This is a genomic window from Natronorubrum amylolyticum, assembly GCF_052040145.1.
In the GTDB taxonomy this organism is placed as follows: Archaea; Halobacteriota; Halobacteria; order Halobacteriales; family Natrialbaceae; genus Natronorubrum.
In genome coordinates this window covers 909,084-925,260 of record NZ_JBPPFW010000002.1, presented here as the reverse complement: position 1 = coordinate 925,260, position 16,177 = coordinate 909,084, and the positions used below count along the sequence as shown (strand labels likewise).

Below are 16,177 nucleotides of genomic sequence, written 5' to 3'. Positions count from 1 at the left end.
CGTCCCCTCGAGCACCGGCAGTCGCACGTCTCGTCCGTAATCATTTTCCACCGTGGAACACAACAGTAGCCTATGAGTGGTTCACCCGACGAGGAGAAACTCGAGGAGCTCCGACAGAAGAAAATGGAGCAGCTACAGGAACAGGCCGAGGGCCAGCAAGGCCAGGGCGGCGCCTCCCAGGAAGCGGCCCAGCAGCAGGCCGAAGCCCAGAAGAAGGCCCTCCTGCGCCAGTACCTGACCGACGACGCCCGGAAACGGCTCAACACGGTCAAAATGAGCAAGCCCCAGTTCGGCGAGCAGGTCGAGCGTCAGGTCGTCACGCTGGCCAAGAGCGGACGCATCCAGGGTAAGATCGACGACGACAAGATGAAGAAGCTCCTCCAGGAGTTAAAGCCCGACTCGAAGAGCTTCGACATCACGCGTCGCTGATGGAGCTCGGGGTTCTCTACAGCGGCGGCAAGGATTCGACGCTCGCAGCGCTGCTCTTGGAGGAGTTCTACGACGTTACCCTCGTGACGGCACACTTCGGCATCAGTGACGACTGGACTCACGCTCGCGAGACGGCCGCGGCCCTCGAGTTCGAGTTCGAACGCCTCGAACTCGATCCCGACGTCGCTCGCGACGCTGCCGGGACGATCCGCGAGGACGGCTTCCCCCGCAACGGCATCCAGCAGGTCCACCTGCACGCCTTAGAGCGGCTGGCCGAACGGGAGTACGACGCCATCGCGGACGGCACCCGGCGTGACGACCGCGTCCCCACGGTCTCGCGCGCGCAGGCCCAGAGCCTCGAGGACCGCCACGACGTCGACTACATCGCCCCGCTATCGGGATTCGGACGGACCGCCGTCGATCGGTTGGTTGAAGCGGAGCTCGAGGTCGTCGTCGGTCCGAGCGAGGAGATCGATCGAGCCGACTATGAGGCGGAGCTACGGGCGATCATCGCCGACGAAGCCGGTCCCGGTGCCATCGCGGAGTGTTTCCCAGATCACACGCAGACGTACGTGACGGGCGTCCTCGAGTAGGCGTCTTCCCGCTGTGGCTGTACTTTCCGTACTGAGTCACATTCAGAACCAGCACGTTCCGTGTCGTCGGTGAACCCGGCCTTCCGGGTCAATGGATGTCACTGACATCAAGTTATTTATCCCTGACGGACAGTCTCGAAATATGCCCACGGAACAGTCGACGACGGCCGACAGCGAGTTTCTCACCGGGCGGCTGGCGACGACCGTGCTTGCAGTCGGATACATGGCCGTCGGGATCGGATTCTGGGCCGGGCTGCTAACGGGTTGGTTTCGGCTCCTCGTCGCCGCACTCGCCGGGACAGTCGTCCTCGTGGCCGTTTCGCTGTATATCGCCGTCAAACGAGAGGGACTGGTAACCGCTGAAAACAAGCTCTTCGCCGCCTTCGCCCTGCTCGCAACCGGACTGATGCTCGCACTCTTCGAGTTCACCGACGCCTCGGGAGGAGTCGTCTTTGCCCTCTGTCTCGCCGTCGCCACCGTTCCACCGTACCTGATTTTGAACCACACTGACTACGGCCGGCCGACGTGACGAACGCCCCTGTCGAATGGCGGCGCGATCGACGCACGATGACGCTAGCGAGTGAACTCGAACCGCGCTCCGCCCTCCTCGCTTTCGGTGACTGTAATCGACCAGCCGTGGGCGTCGGCGATGGCGCGGACGATGGCCAGTCCCAGCCCCGAGCCGTCCCTCGCGGTCGAGTACCCCTGTTCTAAGATCTTGTCGCGTTCGTCCTCGGGGATGCCGGGACCGTCGTCTTCGACGAAGAAGCCGCCGTCGCAGGACCCGACGCGGACGTGAACGTCGTCTCGTCCGTGATCCAGGGAATTACGGAAGCAATTCTCGAAGAGCTGTTTCGTGCGCAGGGGATCGACCTGCAGTGTCCGGGAGTCGACGACTTCGTAGGTCGCGTCTCCGGTGGCGGTGGCCGACCAGGCGTCGCTCGCGAGTTCGACCAGCGGCACCGCGTAGGTCTCTTCGACCTGCGTACCGTTGCGGGCGACCGACAGGGACGCCTCGATCAGTTCGTCCATCCGCTCGAGGGAGGCGTCGACCTCTTTTAAGTGGTCGGCGCTGCCGGTCCGAAACGCGGCATCGAGGCGACCGCGCGCGACGCTGAGCGGGTTCCGAAGGTCGTGGCTCACCACGCGTGCGAACTCCTCGAGGCGGTCGCTCTGGCGTCGCGCCTCGCGGGTCGCCGCCCGCTGTTTGATATCGAAAACGCCGGCGACGGTGCCGGCACCGACGCCCATCGTCCCGCCCATCAACAGTAAGTACAGCGGCGCGTGAGCGCCGGTCCCCTCGAGGTAGGCGATGTAGAGGTGCAGGGACGTCACGACGACGGCGGCGAGAAAGCCGCCGAGGGCGTAGGCGAAAACCGTGAGTCGGTCGCGTATCGGGACGTCCATCGCCACCAGAAAGCGATCGGCGAGGACGACCGCCGTCGCGGTCACGAGCGGAAAGACGCTCTCGAGGAGCGCCTGGCTCGAGGCGCTCTCGCCGGCGATCCGGACGCCGATCGTGGCCGCGAGGACGAATCCGAGGAGCGACAGCGGTGAAACCGGAAGCTGGTCGCCGATCTCGGCGACCCAGTCGTCGTCCGCAGTGGGTTGCACAGGCCCACGGACCACCCAGAAAGATATCAATTTACGGGAGTATCTCAGCGCGACCGAGGTGGAAATAACCGCCGGGAACACCGTACGAAAGGGGCGGCTACCGCTATCGATGCCCCAGCCGTTCGGGAATAACAGGATAGAAGTTCGCCGTGCCCGAACGGACGAGCATGTACGACCGGATCAAGGGCTTTCGTGACTTCTATCCCGGCGAGATGGCCGCCAGACGGGCGACCATCGACGTCGTCGAGGAGACCGCTCGCGGCTACGGCTTCCGCGAGATCGGGACGCCGGCCTTGGAGCGCGCCGAGCTGTGGACCGACAAGAGCGGCGACGACATCGTCGACGAACTCTATTCGTTCGAGGACCGGGGCGGCCGCCACGTCACGCTCACGCCGGAGCTGACCCCGACCGTCGCGCGGATGGTCGTCGCGAAACAGCAGGCGCTCTCGAAGCCGATCAAGTGGGTCTCGACGCGGCCGTTCTGGCGCTACGAGCAGGTCCAGCAGGGCCGCCAGCGCGAGTTCTACCAGACCAACGTCGACATCTTCGGCTCCTCGGAGCCCGAAGCCGACGCCGAGATTCTGGCGTGGGCCGCCGACGCGCTGACCGGCCTCGGTCTGACGGGCGAGCACTTCGAGTTCCGAATCTCGCACCGAGATATTCTGGGCGGCGTCCTCGAGAGCTACGAGACCGACGTCGACGTCGAGGCGGCGATCCGCGCGGTCGACAAATCGGACAAGCTCTCGCAGGTCGAGTACCACGACCTGCTGATCGGCGCCGGCCTGACCGCCGATCAGGCCGCCGAGTTCGCCGACCTCATCGCGGGCGGCGACCTCGAGGATGTCGAGTCGTTCGCCGACACCGAGCGCGTGACCGACGCCGTCGAGAACCTCCAAAACGTGCTCGCCGCGGCGGAGGACTTCGGCGCCCGCGAGTACTGTACGATCTCGCTCGAGACCGCGCGCGGGCTCGACTACTACACCGGCGTCGTCTTCGAGTGTTTCGACTCGACCGGCGAGGTCTCGCGGTCGATCTTCGGCGGCGGCCGCTACGACGACCTGATCGAGAGCTTCGGCGGCCAGCCAACGCCCGCGGTCGGCGTCGCGCCCGGTCACGCAACGCTCTCCCTGCTCTGTCAGCGCGCGGGCGTCTGGCCCGAGGAGGAGGTGACGACGGACTACTACGTCCTCCAGATCGGTGACACGCGATCCGAGGCGGCTCGGATCTCCCGCGAGCTGCGCGGGAAGGGTCACGTCGTCGAGACCGACGTCGCCGGTCGATCCTTCGGCGCGCAGTTGAACTACGCCGACTCGATCAACGCCGAGACGGTTGTCATCGTCGGCGAACAGGACCTCGAGAACGACGAGGTGACGATCAAGGATATGGAATCGGGCGACCAGACGCAGGTACCGGTCGACTCGTTCCCCGGGGACCTCGAGCGACCGACGTTCGACGATCTCGAGTAGGGTACCTCGGTCAACGGTCACCGATCTCGACCGGTGACTGGTCGGCTCGGGAGTCACGAGCACGGAGCCGTCCGCGGCCGCTCCCTGTCTTTCGGCAGCGGTTACTCGCGTTCGTGACGGTCCCAGGAGTCGTGACGCGCCGATAGCGTCGAGAGCGAGTCCGCGAGGTCGAGCCGTTCGACCGGGCCGTGGCCGGTCTCGACGTAGTGGTCGATCATCGCCCGGTTGAGATCGGTGCTCGAGTCCTCGTCCGCTCGTCGCTCCCACTCACACGCCGCACAGTACGCGATCGGCACGGTTCATCGGTTTGGCACCGACCGACTCAACGGTCGGCCTTGATATGGGCGGGAGTTTTACTCCGGGGACGCGTGGTCGGTCGACTCGGTGTGCGATCGGTTGGAGTTCCGAGACGAGCGGCTAGTCGCCGAAGCCGCGATCGCGACGCGGCGACGTGGCCGCCACAGATCGAGTCCGGTTCGAAAACCGCCGATCGCATCCGCTGCAGCCCCCAGCGTTAACTACGGCGTCGGTGTACGACGCCCGATGGCCGACGCCGACATCGACACTCGTCCGAACGTCCTCTTCGTCCTCACCGATCAGGAGCGATACGACTGTAGCGCCCCCGACGGGCCGCCGGTCGAGACGCCGACGTTGGATCGGCTCTCGAGCGAGGGCATGCGGTTCTCGCGGGCGTTCACGCCGATCAGCATCTGTACGAGCGCCCGCGCGTCGCTCATGACCGGGCAGTTCCCCCACGGACACGGGATGCTCAACAACAGCCACGAGGCCGACGCGATTCGGCCGAATCTGCCGGCCGGTACGGAGACGTTCTCGGAAGCGCTGGCCGAGAGCGGGTACGAGTGCAGCTACACCGGGAAGTGGCACGTCGGCCGGGATCAGACCCCCGAGGACTTCGGCTTCTCGTATCTCGGCGGCAGCGACACACACCACGACGACATCGACGACGTGTTCCGCGAGTACCGCGAGGAACGTGGCGTGCCGCTGGGCGAGGTCGACCTCGAGGAGGAACTCTACACCGGTAGCGATCCGAGGGACACCAGCGAGGGAACGTTCGTGGCCGCCACAACGCCGGTCGACGTTGAGGAGACCCGCGCGTACTTTCTCGCGGAGCGGACGATCGACGCGATCGAAGCCCACGCCGCGGGGGGTCGATCGGACGGCGAGACCGACAGCGAGGGCAACGACGCCCCGTTTTTCCATCGCGCGGACTTCTACGGTCCGCACCACCCCTACGTCGTCCCCGAGCCCTACGCCTCGATGTACGATCCCGACGCGATCGAACCGCCCGCGAGCTACGCCGAAACCTTCGAGGGGAAACCGCAGGTCCACGAGAACTACCTCCACTACCGCGGCGCCGACGGGCTCGACTGGGAGCACTGGGCCGAAGCCACCGCGAAGTACTGGGGGTTCGTGACGCTGATCGACGACCAACTCGAGCGGATTCTCGAGGCGCTCGCGGAGTACGGGCTCGCGGACGAGACGGCAGTCGTCCACGCCTCCGACCACGGCGACTTCGTCGGCGGCCACCGCCAGTTCAACAAGGGACCGCTGATGTACGACGACACCTATCGGATCCCGCTGCAGGTGCGCTGGCCCGACGTCGTCGAGCCGGGATCGGTCTGTGACGCACCCGTGCATCTCCACGATCTGGCGGCGACATTCCTTGAGATGGGCGACGTGGCGGTTCCGGATAGCTTCGACTCGCGGAGTCTCGTGCCGCTGCTCGAGTCCGGCGGCGATCCCGAAGCCGCAACCGGAGACCGACCCGACTCCGTCTTCGCGCAGTACCACGGCGACGAGTTCGGCCTCTACACCCAGCGGATGGTCCGGACGCGGCGGTTCAAGTACGTCTACAACGGACCGGATATTGACGAGTTGTACGACCTCGAGGGCGACCCCGCCGAGCTACAGAACCTGATCGACCACCCCGAGTACGACGAGGTGCGCCGCGAGATGCGAGAGCGGCTAATCGAGTGGATGGCGGAGACGGACGATCCGAATCAGGGCTGGGTGCCGGACGTGCTCAGAAACGCGTCGTGACGACACCCGGCCAACCGACCGTCCACGTCGATCACCGACTATCCACGTGCGGTGGCGCGCGCTGTCGACGGACCCGAACGCGGTGAGGGTCTGTCGACGACATTGCGTGAGGGACGAGTGAGTGAACGAAGTGAACGAGCGAGTCGGTTGGGGAGGACGTGGAAATTCCCCGTTGCCACGGTAGCAGGACGCTTGTCGCGGTCGCCGGCGTTCACTCGAGAACGAGACACTCCTGTTCGAATCGACCCGCACCTTCTTCCTCCCGCCAGCGCCAGGAGCCGACCTCGAGGGGCTCGAGCGAGACGATCAGATACGACCGACCGGGCCAGGTCGCCTGCGCTTCGTCGGTCGCGCTCGGCCGCGGCGGCCCGCGCGGATGGGAGTGGTAGAAGCCGACGATCTCTTCGCCATCGCTCTCGAGGCGCTCGAAGAGCTCGAGTTGGGCCTCGGGATCGATCCGATACCGGGTGCGTGGCGTCTCGGCGACGTTCGGAGCGGGATACTGCGAACGAACGCGGCTCCGGCCGTCGGGATCGTACTCGCCGCCGAAGATCCCGCAGATTTCCTCGGGGACTCCGTCTCGAGCGCGCTCGAGAATTCGATCACGGATCTCGGTGGGAACGACGAGTTCGGGCCCGGACTCCGAGCCCGGATCGTCGGTCACGGCTCCGGCCGCACGTCAGCCGCGGACCGATCCGCGAGCGTCTCGAAGGGGACGGCGACCTCCTCGAGCGGGACTGGCGGCGCTCCCTCGTCGAACAGTTCGGGCTGGACGATCGGCGCCAGCGCCTCGAGGGTGTCCACCAGCCGCGGTCCCGGCCGATTGAGGTAGTGGTGGCCGTCCATCGCCCAGACGCGGCCCTCCCGAACCGCTGTAAGCTCCTCCCAGCCCTCGCGTGCGGTGAGATCCGCCGCGTTCTCGGCGGTCTGTGCGAGGCCGAACCCACAGGGCGCGACGACGATCAGTTCGGGGTCGTACTCGCGGATTTGGGTCCACTCGCGAGGTCTCGAGCGCTCCCCCGAGTCGGCCAGCCCGTACGTCCCGCCGGCCCATTCGACCAGGTCGGCCGTCCAGTGGCCCGCGATCATGACTGGGTCGGTCCAATCGAAGATGGCGACTCGAGGTCGGTCGTCAGCCTCGAGGTCGGCGGTTCGATTTCGAACGGCGTCGATCCGTGACTGGAGGTCGGCGCGGACCTCGCGGGCGCGGTCCTCGCGGCCCGTGGCCCGACCGATTCGCTCGAGGTCCTCGAGGACGTCCGCGACGCTGTGGGGGTCGGTGGTGATGATTTCGGGGTTCGCGTCGATTTTGTTAACGGCGTTCGCGATGACGACTTCGTCGACCGCACAGACGTCGCACATCCCCTGCGTGACAATCAGGTCGGGCTCGAGGGACTCGAGGAGGTCCGTGTCGACGCTGTAGACGCCCGCCTCGGAGTTGTCGAGGACTTGTTGGTCGATCTCGCCGCTCGAGGCCTCGGCGTCGATCCTCGAGGCGGTGACAGACGGCAGGTCCTCGACGCCGGGCGGATAGTCGCACTCGTGGGAGGTGGCGACCGGCTCTATGCCCAGGGCGGCCACGGTTTCGGTCGCCGAGGGGAGCGTCGTGACGATTCGCATACTCGCTGTTGGGCCTGTGGAACCAAAAACGGCAGCGTCCCGGGGACGAACCTCGAGTATGCTGTCGAAAAACGAGATAACGTATTTTATGATTGTTCTCTAATCTGTGAACATATGTTCGCGCGACCACCGCAACGCGTCGTCGATAAAGCCGGCCACTACTCGTTTTGGGTACTCATGACCGCACTCGCCGCAGATGCAGTGCTCGACATCGCACCGGAACAGACGACGAGTACGCTCTATCTCGTCGTCGGAACTATCGCGATCTGTGCGTGCATCGCCCTGTTCGGTATCGGTGCGACCGATTGACTGGTGGCACGGCATACCGACGTCGTGGTGGTTCTCATCGTACTGGCCGTGTCCGGTGGCGTGTGATCAAAAGCAACGGCCTCTTCTGGGTAGGATCCTGCCACCAGACCTACGAAGAAAAACATATACCACTGCGGTAAAAACTCCTCGGAGAGAATGGTCCCCTCCGTTCGCAGTCTCAAACAGTTCCTCCTGTCGCCAGCGTCGTTCTTCGACGAACGACCACCGGCCGAAACGCTTCCAGTTGCGGCGGGAATCGTCGTGTTGTTCGCTCTCTGTTTCGTTGGTTCGATCCTACTTATTGGGACAATGCTCGCCGGTTCGGTGGACGGGACGGTCACGATGGATAACCCGGACCGACCGCCCGAACAGGTCTGTAACACGCACGGGGAGATGACGGGCTGCGACGAACCTGAGACGATCGAACGCGATATGGGTTCGATGGTACAGGAAGCGGCGCACGACGTCCTCTGGATCGGACTGGTTGGACCGTTCGTGCTCTGGCTCGTCGGCGGCGTGGTGCTGTTCGGAGCCGGACGGCTCGCGAACGGCGATCCATCGTTCGCGGGCTCGCTGGCGCTCGCCGGCTGGGCGGCGCTTCCGGAGTTCTTTCGGCTCGCAGCCGGACTCGGCGGATTATGGTTCGCCCTCGAGGGCATGACGATTACCGATCCCGACCGGGCAGCGACCGCACTGGAGTCGGCGGTGGCTCCGGTGCAACCCGTTCTCCTGTTGGCGTCGCTCGTCACACTCGGCTGGCAGTGGTATCTGCTCACCGGCGGACTGACTCGAGAAGCGGAGATCTCTCGAGCGGCGGCCGCGGTCAGCGTCGGCGTTCCGCTGGGACTCTTCGGCCTGTTCGCTCTCCTGTAGCGGCTCACCTATCCCAGTCGGATCAAGAGGCAGGATCGTGAATTCGAGGACTTCTCAGCCATCCGTCCGTATCAGCTACCAATAAGCGAATTCCGGATGTTAGTGGAACTTGACGCCGACGTCGTGCAGCTCCTCGTTGTACTTCGCGATGTTGATCACGAGGGGTGTGACGCTCTCCACTTCGGCCGCGTTGGCCAGCGGGCCGACGTCGAGCGCGCGCAGGCCCTTGATCTCGTTCGACAGGTTGCGAACGGTCTCCTTCGCGTCGTCGTCGTTCGCGACGAGGAGGGTGTCGAGATCGAGTTCGTTGTCGAGATCCGAGAGCGCGTCGGCCGCGAGGTTGTGGAACGCGCCGACGACGGGCACTTCGTCGGGGGCGCGCTCGGCGACGAGTTCGGTGACGCTACCGGTTCCCGGCGGGTGGTAGTGCAGGCCGTCCTCGTCGCCCTGCATGCCGACCGCGGGGGTGACCAGGATCGTCTCCGAGTCGAGGACGTCCTCGACCGCTTCGACGGTGTCGCCGACGTAGTACGGCGGCACGCTGAGGATGACGACGTCCGCGCGATCGGCCGCCATCTCGTTTCCGAAGCCCTTGACGCTCGCGTCGACGCCGCGGTCCTCGAGTTCGTTTTCGTAGCCCTCGACCGCGTCCCGGGCCTTCTCCGGATCGCGCGAGCCGATGAGGACCTCGTGGTCCGTATCGTGTGCAAAGCGCAGGGCCAGCCCCTGCCCGATGTCGCCGGTTCCGCCGAGTAGTGCGATTCGCATACGCAACTCTCGGGACGGCATCCGAATAAAAGGGTGGGAGGTCGGCCGATCTCGCCGGGTTCTCGGACGCGCGAGAGTCCAACCGCAGCGACCGGGAGCCGTCCGAACTTCCTACGGCGCGTCGTCCTCGTCGGGGTTCATCGACGCGCCCAACCCGCTGTCGTACGCGTCGCGCTCTTCGACCTGACGAATGCGCTGATCGAGGCGGTCCTCGAGTTCCTGCCGTCGCTCCTCGTCGACGTCCGCGGCGGTGTCGAGATCCGCGAGGTCCTGACGCGTCGTTCGCAGCACGGAGAGGGCCTCTTCCTCCTCGAGATCGGTCGCGCGGTCGAGGTTTCGTTCGACGTCCTCGAGCGTGGTGTCGGTCATGGCTGTGGCTTCGACGAGGAGCGTCGTGAATGCTGGGCCGTCAGTGGTCGGGCGCGACAGTCTCGACGATTCGCGAACGCGCAGGTCATCGACGAGTCACGGATACGTCGGTCCCCGACGGGCCGCGAATGCGTAGACACTTCCGACGCTGCGCCCACCCTCCGATATGGATCTCTCGATCGTCGATCTCGCACCGATTCCGGAGGGCGGCAGCGCGACGGAGGCGTTCGACGGGACGGTCGAGCGCGCCCGACAGGCCGAACGGCTCGGCTACTCGCGATTCTGGGTCGCCGAACACCACGACTTCACGCAGTCGATCGCGAGCACGACCCCGGAAGCGCTCATCCCGCACGTCGCCGCGAAGACGTCCGAAATCAGGGTCGGCTCCGGGACGGTGCTGCTCAACCACTACAGCCCGTACAAGGTGGCGGAGACGTTCAGCGTCCTCGACGCGCTCGCCCCCGGTCGCATCGATCTCGGACTCGGCCGAGCGACGGGGAACCCGACGCGCGACTACGCCCTGCAGGTCGACCGCAGCGAGCGACGCCGCGGCGGGAGCGACCACCGGGAGAAGATCGACGAAGTCGCGAAACACCTCTTCGACGGCTTCGAACACGACCACCCGTTCAGCGGGCTGGATCTGCCCCGCGCTCGAGACACCGTTCCGGAGCCGTGGGTGCTGGGCTCGAGCCCTTCCAGCGCGAAGATCGCCGGCGAACTGGGGCTGCCGTACTGTTTCGCCGCGTTCATCAGACCTGAACCCGCCGTGCGGGCGTTCGAGGAGTACCGGGAACACTTCCAACCGTCTCCCTACGGCGCCGGACCGGACGAGCCACACGGGATGCTCGCGGTGAACGCCACCTGCGCCGAGACCGACGACGAGGCCGCACGACTCCGTGCGACGACCGAAGCCTCCTCGCGGCTGCTTCGAAGCGGTCGGATGGACCGGCTGCCGATTCGTTCCGTAGAGGAAGCGATCGACGTCCTCGGCGACGTTCCCGAGCCGACGCGGCTCCCGATCGAGCCCGGCGAGTGGCCGCGGGCGGTCTCCGGGAGCCCGGAGACGATGCAAGCGATACTCGAGGAACTCACCGATCAGGTCGGCGTCGACGAGGTAATCGTCCAGAACCAGATCGCCGACCCCGAGAACGCGCTGCGGTCGCACGAACTACTCGCCGACGCAGTCGGCCTTTCCGCGCGGTGACGGCGAGACGGCGAGTTCGCGGTTCCGCCGTCGGCCCGGCGTCGATCCGCGAGCGGCGAGCGGTTCGAGACACCGATAGTCGCATGAAAAAACTTATTCTCTCCAACAAGTTAGCGTCGGTATGGAACGACGTTCGTATCTGGCAGCCGTCAGCGCGGTAACCGCGGCTGGATTCGCAGGCTGTATCAGCGAGCTCGGTGCCGACGATGACGGAAACGGCGACGACGGGAACGGAGACGATACCGGAAACGAAACCGACGGGAACGGAGCGCAAGACGACGAGCACGGCGCAGTGGAGGCGGTCGAGGCGTACATGGCGGCCGGGGCGGAGGAAGACCTCGAGGCGATGGCCGACGCGATGCACACGCACCACCCGTTCGATCCGGCGGAGATGGCGGCGGAGGCGGCCGAAGACGAGGACACCACGTTCGAGATGGACCCCGTCGGCGACTACGAGGTCGAACTCGCCGACGAAGGGTACGAGACCGACGAGATCCACGACCTCCCGTACGCGGAGTTCTGGTTCCAGGACGTCGACCTCGACGACGTATTGGAGGGCGAAGACGCAGCGCTGGTGACGGTCGAGACCGAAACGACCATCGCCGGCGAGACGGTCACGGAGTCGGAGACGCTCATCGCGCTCACCGAGGACGGTGAGTGGCGCGTGTTCCTCCCATACGACGAATCGACCGAACTTCCCGACGGCGACCCCGTCGACGATGAGAGGTACCGCGTCGTCTCCGACCTCGAGTTCGACGCCGATGACGAAAGGGTGCGGGTGAACCTTATCGACTCGATCGACAGCAGTATCGAGGAGATCGTCGCGTATTCGGAGAGTCAGGGACGAGGGAGCTCCGTCTACGAACCCGAAGACAGCGACGACGACTACGCGCTTCCGTCGACCTGGTTCTCCTCGAACTTCGATCCCGACGGCGACGAGATCGTCGTGACGGTGATTGCTGACGGCGAAGAACTGCTCGTCCACCGGGAGACGTACGAGCCCTGATCGGCCGACACGGCGCGTTCGCGTCGGTCGCCGTTCTCGAGCGAGCACAGCACCCAATAGCCTTGCCGCCGTCGTCCGACCATGACCACGCCAGCCGTCATCGCCCACCGCGGCTTCGCGGGCGTCGCACCGGAGAACACCGTCGGCGCCGCAGTCGCCGCGGCGGAACACGACGAGACCGCGATGGTCGAGATCGACGTCCAGCCGGCGGCCTGTGGAACCCCGGTCGTGATCCACGACGAGCGACTGGAGGGGACTCGAGACGGCCGCCCGCTCACCGACGCGTCGGGACTCGTCTGGGAAACCGACCTCGAGACCCTCCAGACGACTCGCGTGCTCGGTACTGAGGAAAGGGTGCCGACGCTCGCCGCGTTCCTCGAGGCGATTCCCGAAACGGTCGGGGTCAACGTCGAGTTGAAAAACCCGGGGACGACGGAGCTTCAATTCGCCGAGTCGCTCGCCCCGGACGAGCGCGACGACCGACGCGAGGTCTGGGAGCCGTTCGTCAAGCGCGTCGTCGAGGAGTGTCGCGCGTCCGACGGCGAGATCCTCTTCTCCTCGTTCTGTGAGGGCGCGCTGGCTGCCGTCCGCGAGGCGGACCCCACCTATCCGGCCGCGACGCTCGTCTGGGACGACCTCGAGGCGGGCCTGGAGATCGCGCGTCGGTACGACTGCGAGGCGATCCATCCGCCCAGAAACGCGATCGCCGGAACCGCACTGGCGACGACGCCGTACTACGGCCTGCCGGAGGCCGAACCGGAGATCGATATCGTCGCCGAAGCCCACGCGGACGGACGTACGGTCAACGTCTGGACCGTCACGAACTGGCAGCAGTTCGCGCAACTCGCCGAGGCGGGGGTCGACGGCATTATCGCCGACTATCCGGGGCTGGGAACGGTCTCGAAGACGTCGTAACAACCCACTCGCTTAGAGAACGTCCGTCCGAAAGCCAAACCAGCAGGCCCCGGCTTGCACGCCCGCGGCGACTGTGGCGGCGGCGAGATCAGTCGCTAGCCATCCGATGTCGGCGAGGAGGACCGCCGCGACGGGTATCGAGCCGAGCGCGACGGCGAAGACGGCGACGCGAAGGAAATCGTCCGGCACGAGGGCCAATCGCTCGAGCCCGCCGTAAAACGCGAGCCAGCCCGCAAACAGTGTCGCTGTCAGCACGAACAGGGCGTCGAGCACGCCGGGTTCGCCGGCGAGGAATCCGAGTGCGAGCCGCGTCGGGAAAAAGGCGAGCGGGACGAACAACACAGCCAGCCACGCGAACGTCGCACCGCCGCTTGGATCGGCCCCGAGTCGCTCGTAGCCGCCGTCGACGAGCCAACTCGTCCCGACGAAGGCGACGGCGAGCACCCCGAACGTGACCAGTTCAACCGGGACGGGGACGGCCGCCATCGACGTGCCGGTGGCTCGAGCGAGGACGATCCCGACGACGAAACACAGCCACGCGAGACCGAAGAACGTCCCGATAGCGCGGCCGAGATCGACGATGATACCGCCGACGCCAGCACGTCGCGTGTTCGACATCGACTCAATTTCGTTCGGGCCGCTACATAATTGTTCGGTTTATTGACTGGTTAGAACGAATGTGATACGCGAAACTGTTGCGTCGAATTCGGGTTTGATCCGGGTTCAGACCGCGTCGGGGTCGCCATCCGACGACGCTCGCCGCGTCGGCAACGGCTCGTTCGCCGGTCCCTCGAGCACCTCGCCATCGGGCGAAAATCGCGAGCCGTGGCAGGGACAGTCCCAGCTAGCCTCGCCGTCGTTCCACTCGACGAGACAGTACAGGTGCGTACAGACCGCCGACGTCGTGTGGAGATCACCGTCGTCGTCGCGCGAGCAGGCGATCGGCTTCCCGCCGCGGCGGACGATCCGGCCCTCTCCCGGCTCGATCGACTCGAGGTCGGGCGAGAGTAACGTTCGCGCCCAGTCGGTAACGAACTGGCTCGCCGCGTCGGCGTTCTCGGTGAGGGTCTTCCCGGCCGACGTTTTGGGCGTAAACCGCAGCGGCGAGAAGAGGTCGCGCTCCGGCGGCTCCTCGCCGGCGATCGTCGCCGCGAGCAGAGTTCCAGCAGCCACGCCGTTGGTCATCCCCCAGCCGCGAAAGCCGGTCGCGACGAGGACGTTCTCGGCGGCCCCGATCCGACCCACGAGCGGCACCTTGTCGACCGGCTTGTAGTCCTGCGTCGACCACCGGTAGGCGATCTCGTCGACCGGAAACCGTTCGCGCGCCCAGCGCTCGAGTCGCCGGTACCGGTCCGCGGTCGACCCACCTTGCCCCGTCTTGTGGTTCTCGCCGCCGACGAGCAGGAGGTCGCCTTCGGAATCGCGGTGGGTTCGCACGGAACGGTAGCTGCCGCTCGAGCGGTAGTACATCCCCTCCGGCGGCTCGCCGTCGAGGCGGATCCCGAGCACGTAGGAGCGTTTCGGGTGCATCCGCGCGAAGTAGCCAGTTCGATCGAGGATGGGGAAACCGGTTGCGATAACGACGCGTCGGGCCGTCACCGAGCCCTCGGGCGTCCGGACGTGACACGGGGATCCCGGCTCGACGTCCGTCACGCGGGTGTGTTCGTAGACTGCCGCCCCCTCGTCCGCTCGAAGCTCGTCTACGATTCCGAGGAGGTACTTTCTGGGGTGGAACCAGGCCTGATCGTCGAACCGGACGCCCGCTTCGGCGCGTTCGAACGGCGGAACGGAGGTCACGTAGGTCGCCTCGAGCCCCGCGGCCTGTGCGGCGTCGGCCTCGCGTCGCATCGCGTCGGGTTCGTTGCTGTAGAGGTAGGCCGGTTGGCGTTCGAACCCGCAGTCGATTCCTCCCTCCTCGATCCGGCGTTCGACCTCGTCGATGGCCTCTTCCTGAACCCGCGCGTACTGGCTCGCCTGCCTGCGGCCGAACTCCCGCCGCAGGTGGTCGTAGATCTTTCCGTGCTGGCTGGTCAGTTTCGCCGTCGACTTGCCCGTGATCCCCGTTCCGATTCGATCGCGCTCGAGGACGGCGACCGTTCGGCCGCGCTCGCGGAGCTCGATCGCCGTCGAGAGCCCGGCGATACCGCCGCCGACGACGGCGACGTCGACCGAGCGATCGCCCGTGAGCGAGTCGGTCTCGCGTTCCTCGGCCGTCGATTCGTCACGCGCCGGGTCGGTTCCGGCTGGGTCTCCGTCGCCCCCGGACTCGAGCGTGCTCGCGAGCCAGGGCGAGGTCGGAACGCCGGGGAGGTCGCTGCGGGTGAACTCGGGCATTGATCTGCGGCGGGCTACGCCGACGGGAGGCAAAAAAGGGGCGGGCGGAGGTGCAAGTCGGCCGATCGACTGAGGAGCGTCATCACTCCCGACCCACCGTGGTCGATCCCGAAAACCGCGCCATTCATCGTGTCTACGTTCCTATGCGAGTCATGACATCGTCGCCCGAGGACGTCGTTTCGATACTACTCGTGGAGCCGGACCCCGAGGATGCGGGTCTGTACGTCGATTCGTTCGCGGACGTCCCCACTCCAACCGCGATCCACACTGTTTCCGACGGAGAGGGGGCACTCGAGTTCCTCCACCGGCGCGGCGAGTACGCCGACAGTCCTCGGCCGAACCTCGTGTTGCTCCCGTTCCGGCTGACGGCGGTCAGCGGCGAAGCCGTCCTCTCGGAGGTCAAACAGGAGTCGACGCTGAAATCGATCCCCGTAATCGTGCTGACGAGGACAAACGCCGACGAAGAGACCCGCCGGGCGTACGAATTCCACGCGAACGCAGCCTTGGAGAAGCCGGACAGTCCCGAGGGCGTCGACTCGCTCGTTCGCGCCATCGAGCGCTTCTGGCTCGGGTTCGTCAAATTCCCCACCGTTGCCCCGTGAACCATCGTTCTCGA

At 66.0% G+C, this 16,177-nt stretch carries 19 protein-coding genes; 11 read left to right on the top strand and 8 right to left on the bottom strand.

Annotation, left to right across the window (positions count from 1 at the left end; genetic code table 11):
- Positions 1–72 precede the first annotated feature (72 nt).
- From ACSFDB_RS10740 to ACSFDB_RS10730, 3 genes are all read left to right on the top strand, one after another.
- On the top strand, positions 73–429 hold the full coding sequence (locus ACSFDB_RS10740; RefSeq protein WP_090311093.1) for a DNA-binding protein: 357 nt from the start codon (positions 73–75) through the stop codon (positions 427–429).
- A complete protein-coding gene (locus tag ACSFDB_RS10735; protein WP_440770980.1) occupies positions 429–1,022 on the top strand; it encodes a DUF7411 family protein in 594 nt (197 codons plus the stop codon). Before ACSFDB_RS10740 ends, ACSFDB_RS10735 begins: the two co-directional genes overlap by 1 nt.
- A 142-nt stretch (positions 1,023–1,164) precedes the next feature.
- Entirely contained in the window at positions 1,165–1,551 is a 387-nt protein-coding gene (locus ACSFDB_RS10730) for a DUF7987 family protein (RefSeq protein ID WP_440770979.1), read from the top strand.
- A 44-nt stretch (positions 1,552–1,595) separates the two neighbouring features.
- Here the strand turns inward: ACSFDB_RS10730 and ACSFDB_RS10725 are convergent, their stop codons facing one another.
- Positions 1,596–2,636, bottom strand: a complete 1,041-nt coding sequence (locus tag ACSFDB_RS10725) for a sensor histidine kinase (RefSeq protein ID WP_440770978.1) — start codon at positions 2,634–2,636, stop codon at positions 1,596–1,598.
- Between the two features lie 167 nt (positions 2,637–2,803).
- Here ACSFDB_RS10725 and hisS point away from each other — a divergent pair, with 167 nt between their 5' ends.
- Positions 2,804–4,102 (top strand): histidine--tRNA ligase, encoded by a 1,299-nt coding sequence (gene hisS, locus ACSFDB_RS10720; RefSeq protein WP_440770977.1) that lies wholly within the window; start codon positions 2,804–2,806, stop codon positions 4,100–4,102.
- A 101-nt stretch (positions 4,103–4,203) separates the two neighbouring features.
- Here hisS and ACSFDB_RS10715 read toward each other — a convergent pair whose 3' ends face one another.
- The gene (locus ACSFDB_RS10715) at positions 4,204–4,398 is read right to left on the bottom strand and encodes a hypothetical protein (RefSeq protein ID WP_440770976.1); all 195 of its coding nucleotides are present in this window, start codon (positions 4,396–4,398) and stop codon (positions 4,204–4,206) included.
- A gap of 247 nt (positions 4,399–4,645) precedes the next feature.
- On the opposite strand from ACSFDB_RS10715, the gene ACSFDB_RS10710 reads away from it, so the two are divergent.
- Positions 4,646–6,163, top strand: a complete 1,518-nt coding sequence (locus ACSFDB_RS10710; protein ID WP_440770975.1) for a sulfatase family protein — start codon at positions 4,646–4,648, stop codon at positions 6,161–6,163.
- 211 nt (positions 6,164–6,374) lie between these two features.
- On the opposite strand, the gene ACSFDB_RS10705 is transcribed toward ACSFDB_RS10710, so the two are convergent.
- Both ACSFDB_RS10705 and ACSFDB_RS10700 read right to left on the bottom strand, forming a co-directional pair.
- Entirely contained in the window at positions 6,375–6,827 is a 453-nt protein-coding gene (locus ACSFDB_RS10705; protein WP_440770974.1) for a desampylase, read from the bottom strand.
- Positions 6,824–7,783 (bottom strand): cobalamin-binding protein, encoded by a 960-nt coding sequence (locus tag ACSFDB_RS10700; RefSeq protein WP_440770973.1) that lies wholly within the window; start codon positions 7,781–7,783, stop codon positions 6,824–6,826. Before ACSFDB_RS10700 ends, ACSFDB_RS10705 begins: the two co-directional genes overlap by 4 nt.
- Before the next feature lie 114 nt (positions 7,784–7,897).
- Between ACSFDB_RS10700 and ACSFDB_RS10695 the strand changes: the two genes are divergently transcribed.
- Positions 7,898–8,092, top strand: a complete 195-nt coding sequence (locus ACSFDB_RS10695; protein WP_440770972.1) for a hypothetical protein — start codon at positions 7,898–7,900, stop codon at positions 8,090–8,092.
- A gap of 156 nt (positions 8,093–8,248) precedes the next feature.
- The gene (locus ACSFDB_RS10690; protein ID WP_440770971.1) at positions 8,249–8,965 is read left to right on the top strand and encodes a YIP1 family protein; all 717 of its coding nucleotides are present in this window, start codon (positions 8,249–8,251) and stop codon (positions 8,963–8,965) included.
- Positions 8,966–9,064: 99 nt separating this feature from the next.
- On the opposite strand, the gene npdG is transcribed toward ACSFDB_RS10690, so the two are convergent.
- Positions 9,065–9,733 carry an NADPH-dependent F420 reductase gene (npdG, locus tag ACSFDB_RS10685; protein ID WP_440770970.1) on the bottom strand — a complete coding sequence of 223 codons (669 nt, stop codon included), beginning with the start codon at positions 9,731–9,733 and terminating at the stop codon, positions 9,065–9,067.
- Between the two features lie 111 nt (positions 9,734–9,844).
- Positions 9,845–10,102, bottom strand: coding sequence for a hypothetical protein (locus ACSFDB_RS10680; RefSeq protein ID WP_440770969.1), 258 nt, complete (start codon positions 10,100–10,102; stop codon positions 9,845–9,847).
- A 166-nt stretch (positions 10,103–10,268) separates the two neighbouring features.
- Between ACSFDB_RS10680 and ACSFDB_RS10675 the strand changes: the two genes are divergently transcribed.
- The 3 genes from ACSFDB_RS10675 to ACSFDB_RS10665 all read left to right on the top strand — a co-directional run bounded on the left by ACSFDB_RS10675 (position 10,269) and on the right by ACSFDB_RS10665 (position 13,227).
- Positions 10,269–11,306 carry an LLM class flavin-dependent oxidoreductase gene (locus ACSFDB_RS10675; RefSeq protein WP_440770968.1) on the top strand — a complete coding sequence of 346 codons (1,038 nt, stop codon included), beginning with the start codon at positions 10,269–10,271 and terminating at the stop codon, positions 11,304–11,306.
- 121 nt (positions 11,307–11,427) lie between these two features.
- Positions 11,428–12,312: a hypothetical protein gene (locus tag ACSFDB_RS10670; RefSeq protein WP_440770967.1), complete on the top strand. Its 885-nt coding sequence runs from the start codon at positions 11,428–11,430 to the stop codon at positions 12,310–12,312.
- Between the two features lie 81 nt (positions 12,313–12,393).
- On the top strand, positions 12,394–13,227 hold the full coding sequence (locus ACSFDB_RS10665) for a glycerophosphodiester phosphodiesterase (protein ID WP_440770966.1): 834 nt from the start codon (positions 12,394–12,396) through the stop codon (positions 13,225–13,227).
- A gap of 12 nt (positions 13,228–13,239) precedes the next feature.
- On the opposite strand, the gene ACSFDB_RS10660 is transcribed toward ACSFDB_RS10665, so the two are convergent.
- Both ACSFDB_RS10660 and ACSFDB_RS10655 read right to left on the bottom strand, forming a co-directional pair.
- On the bottom strand, positions 13,240–13,845 hold the full coding sequence (locus ACSFDB_RS10660; protein WP_440770965.1) for a hypothetical protein: 606 nt from the start codon (positions 13,843–13,845) through the stop codon (positions 13,240–13,242).
- A gap of 105 nt (positions 13,846–13,950) precedes the next feature.
- Positions 13,951–15,561, bottom strand: coding sequence for an FAD-dependent oxidoreductase (locus ACSFDB_RS10655; RefSeq protein WP_440770964.1), 1,611 nt, complete (start codon positions 15,559–15,561; stop codon positions 13,951–13,953).
- A 152-nt stretch (positions 15,562–15,713) separates the two neighbouring features.
- Here ACSFDB_RS10655 and ACSFDB_RS10650 point away from each other — a divergent pair, with 152 nt between their 5' ends.
- Positions 15,714–16,163 (top strand): response regulator, encoded by a 450-nt coding sequence (locus tag ACSFDB_RS10650; RefSeq protein WP_440770963.1) that lies wholly within the window; start codon positions 15,714–15,716, stop codon positions 16,161–16,163.
- The last annotated feature ends 14 nt before the right edge of the window (positions 16,164–16,177 follow it).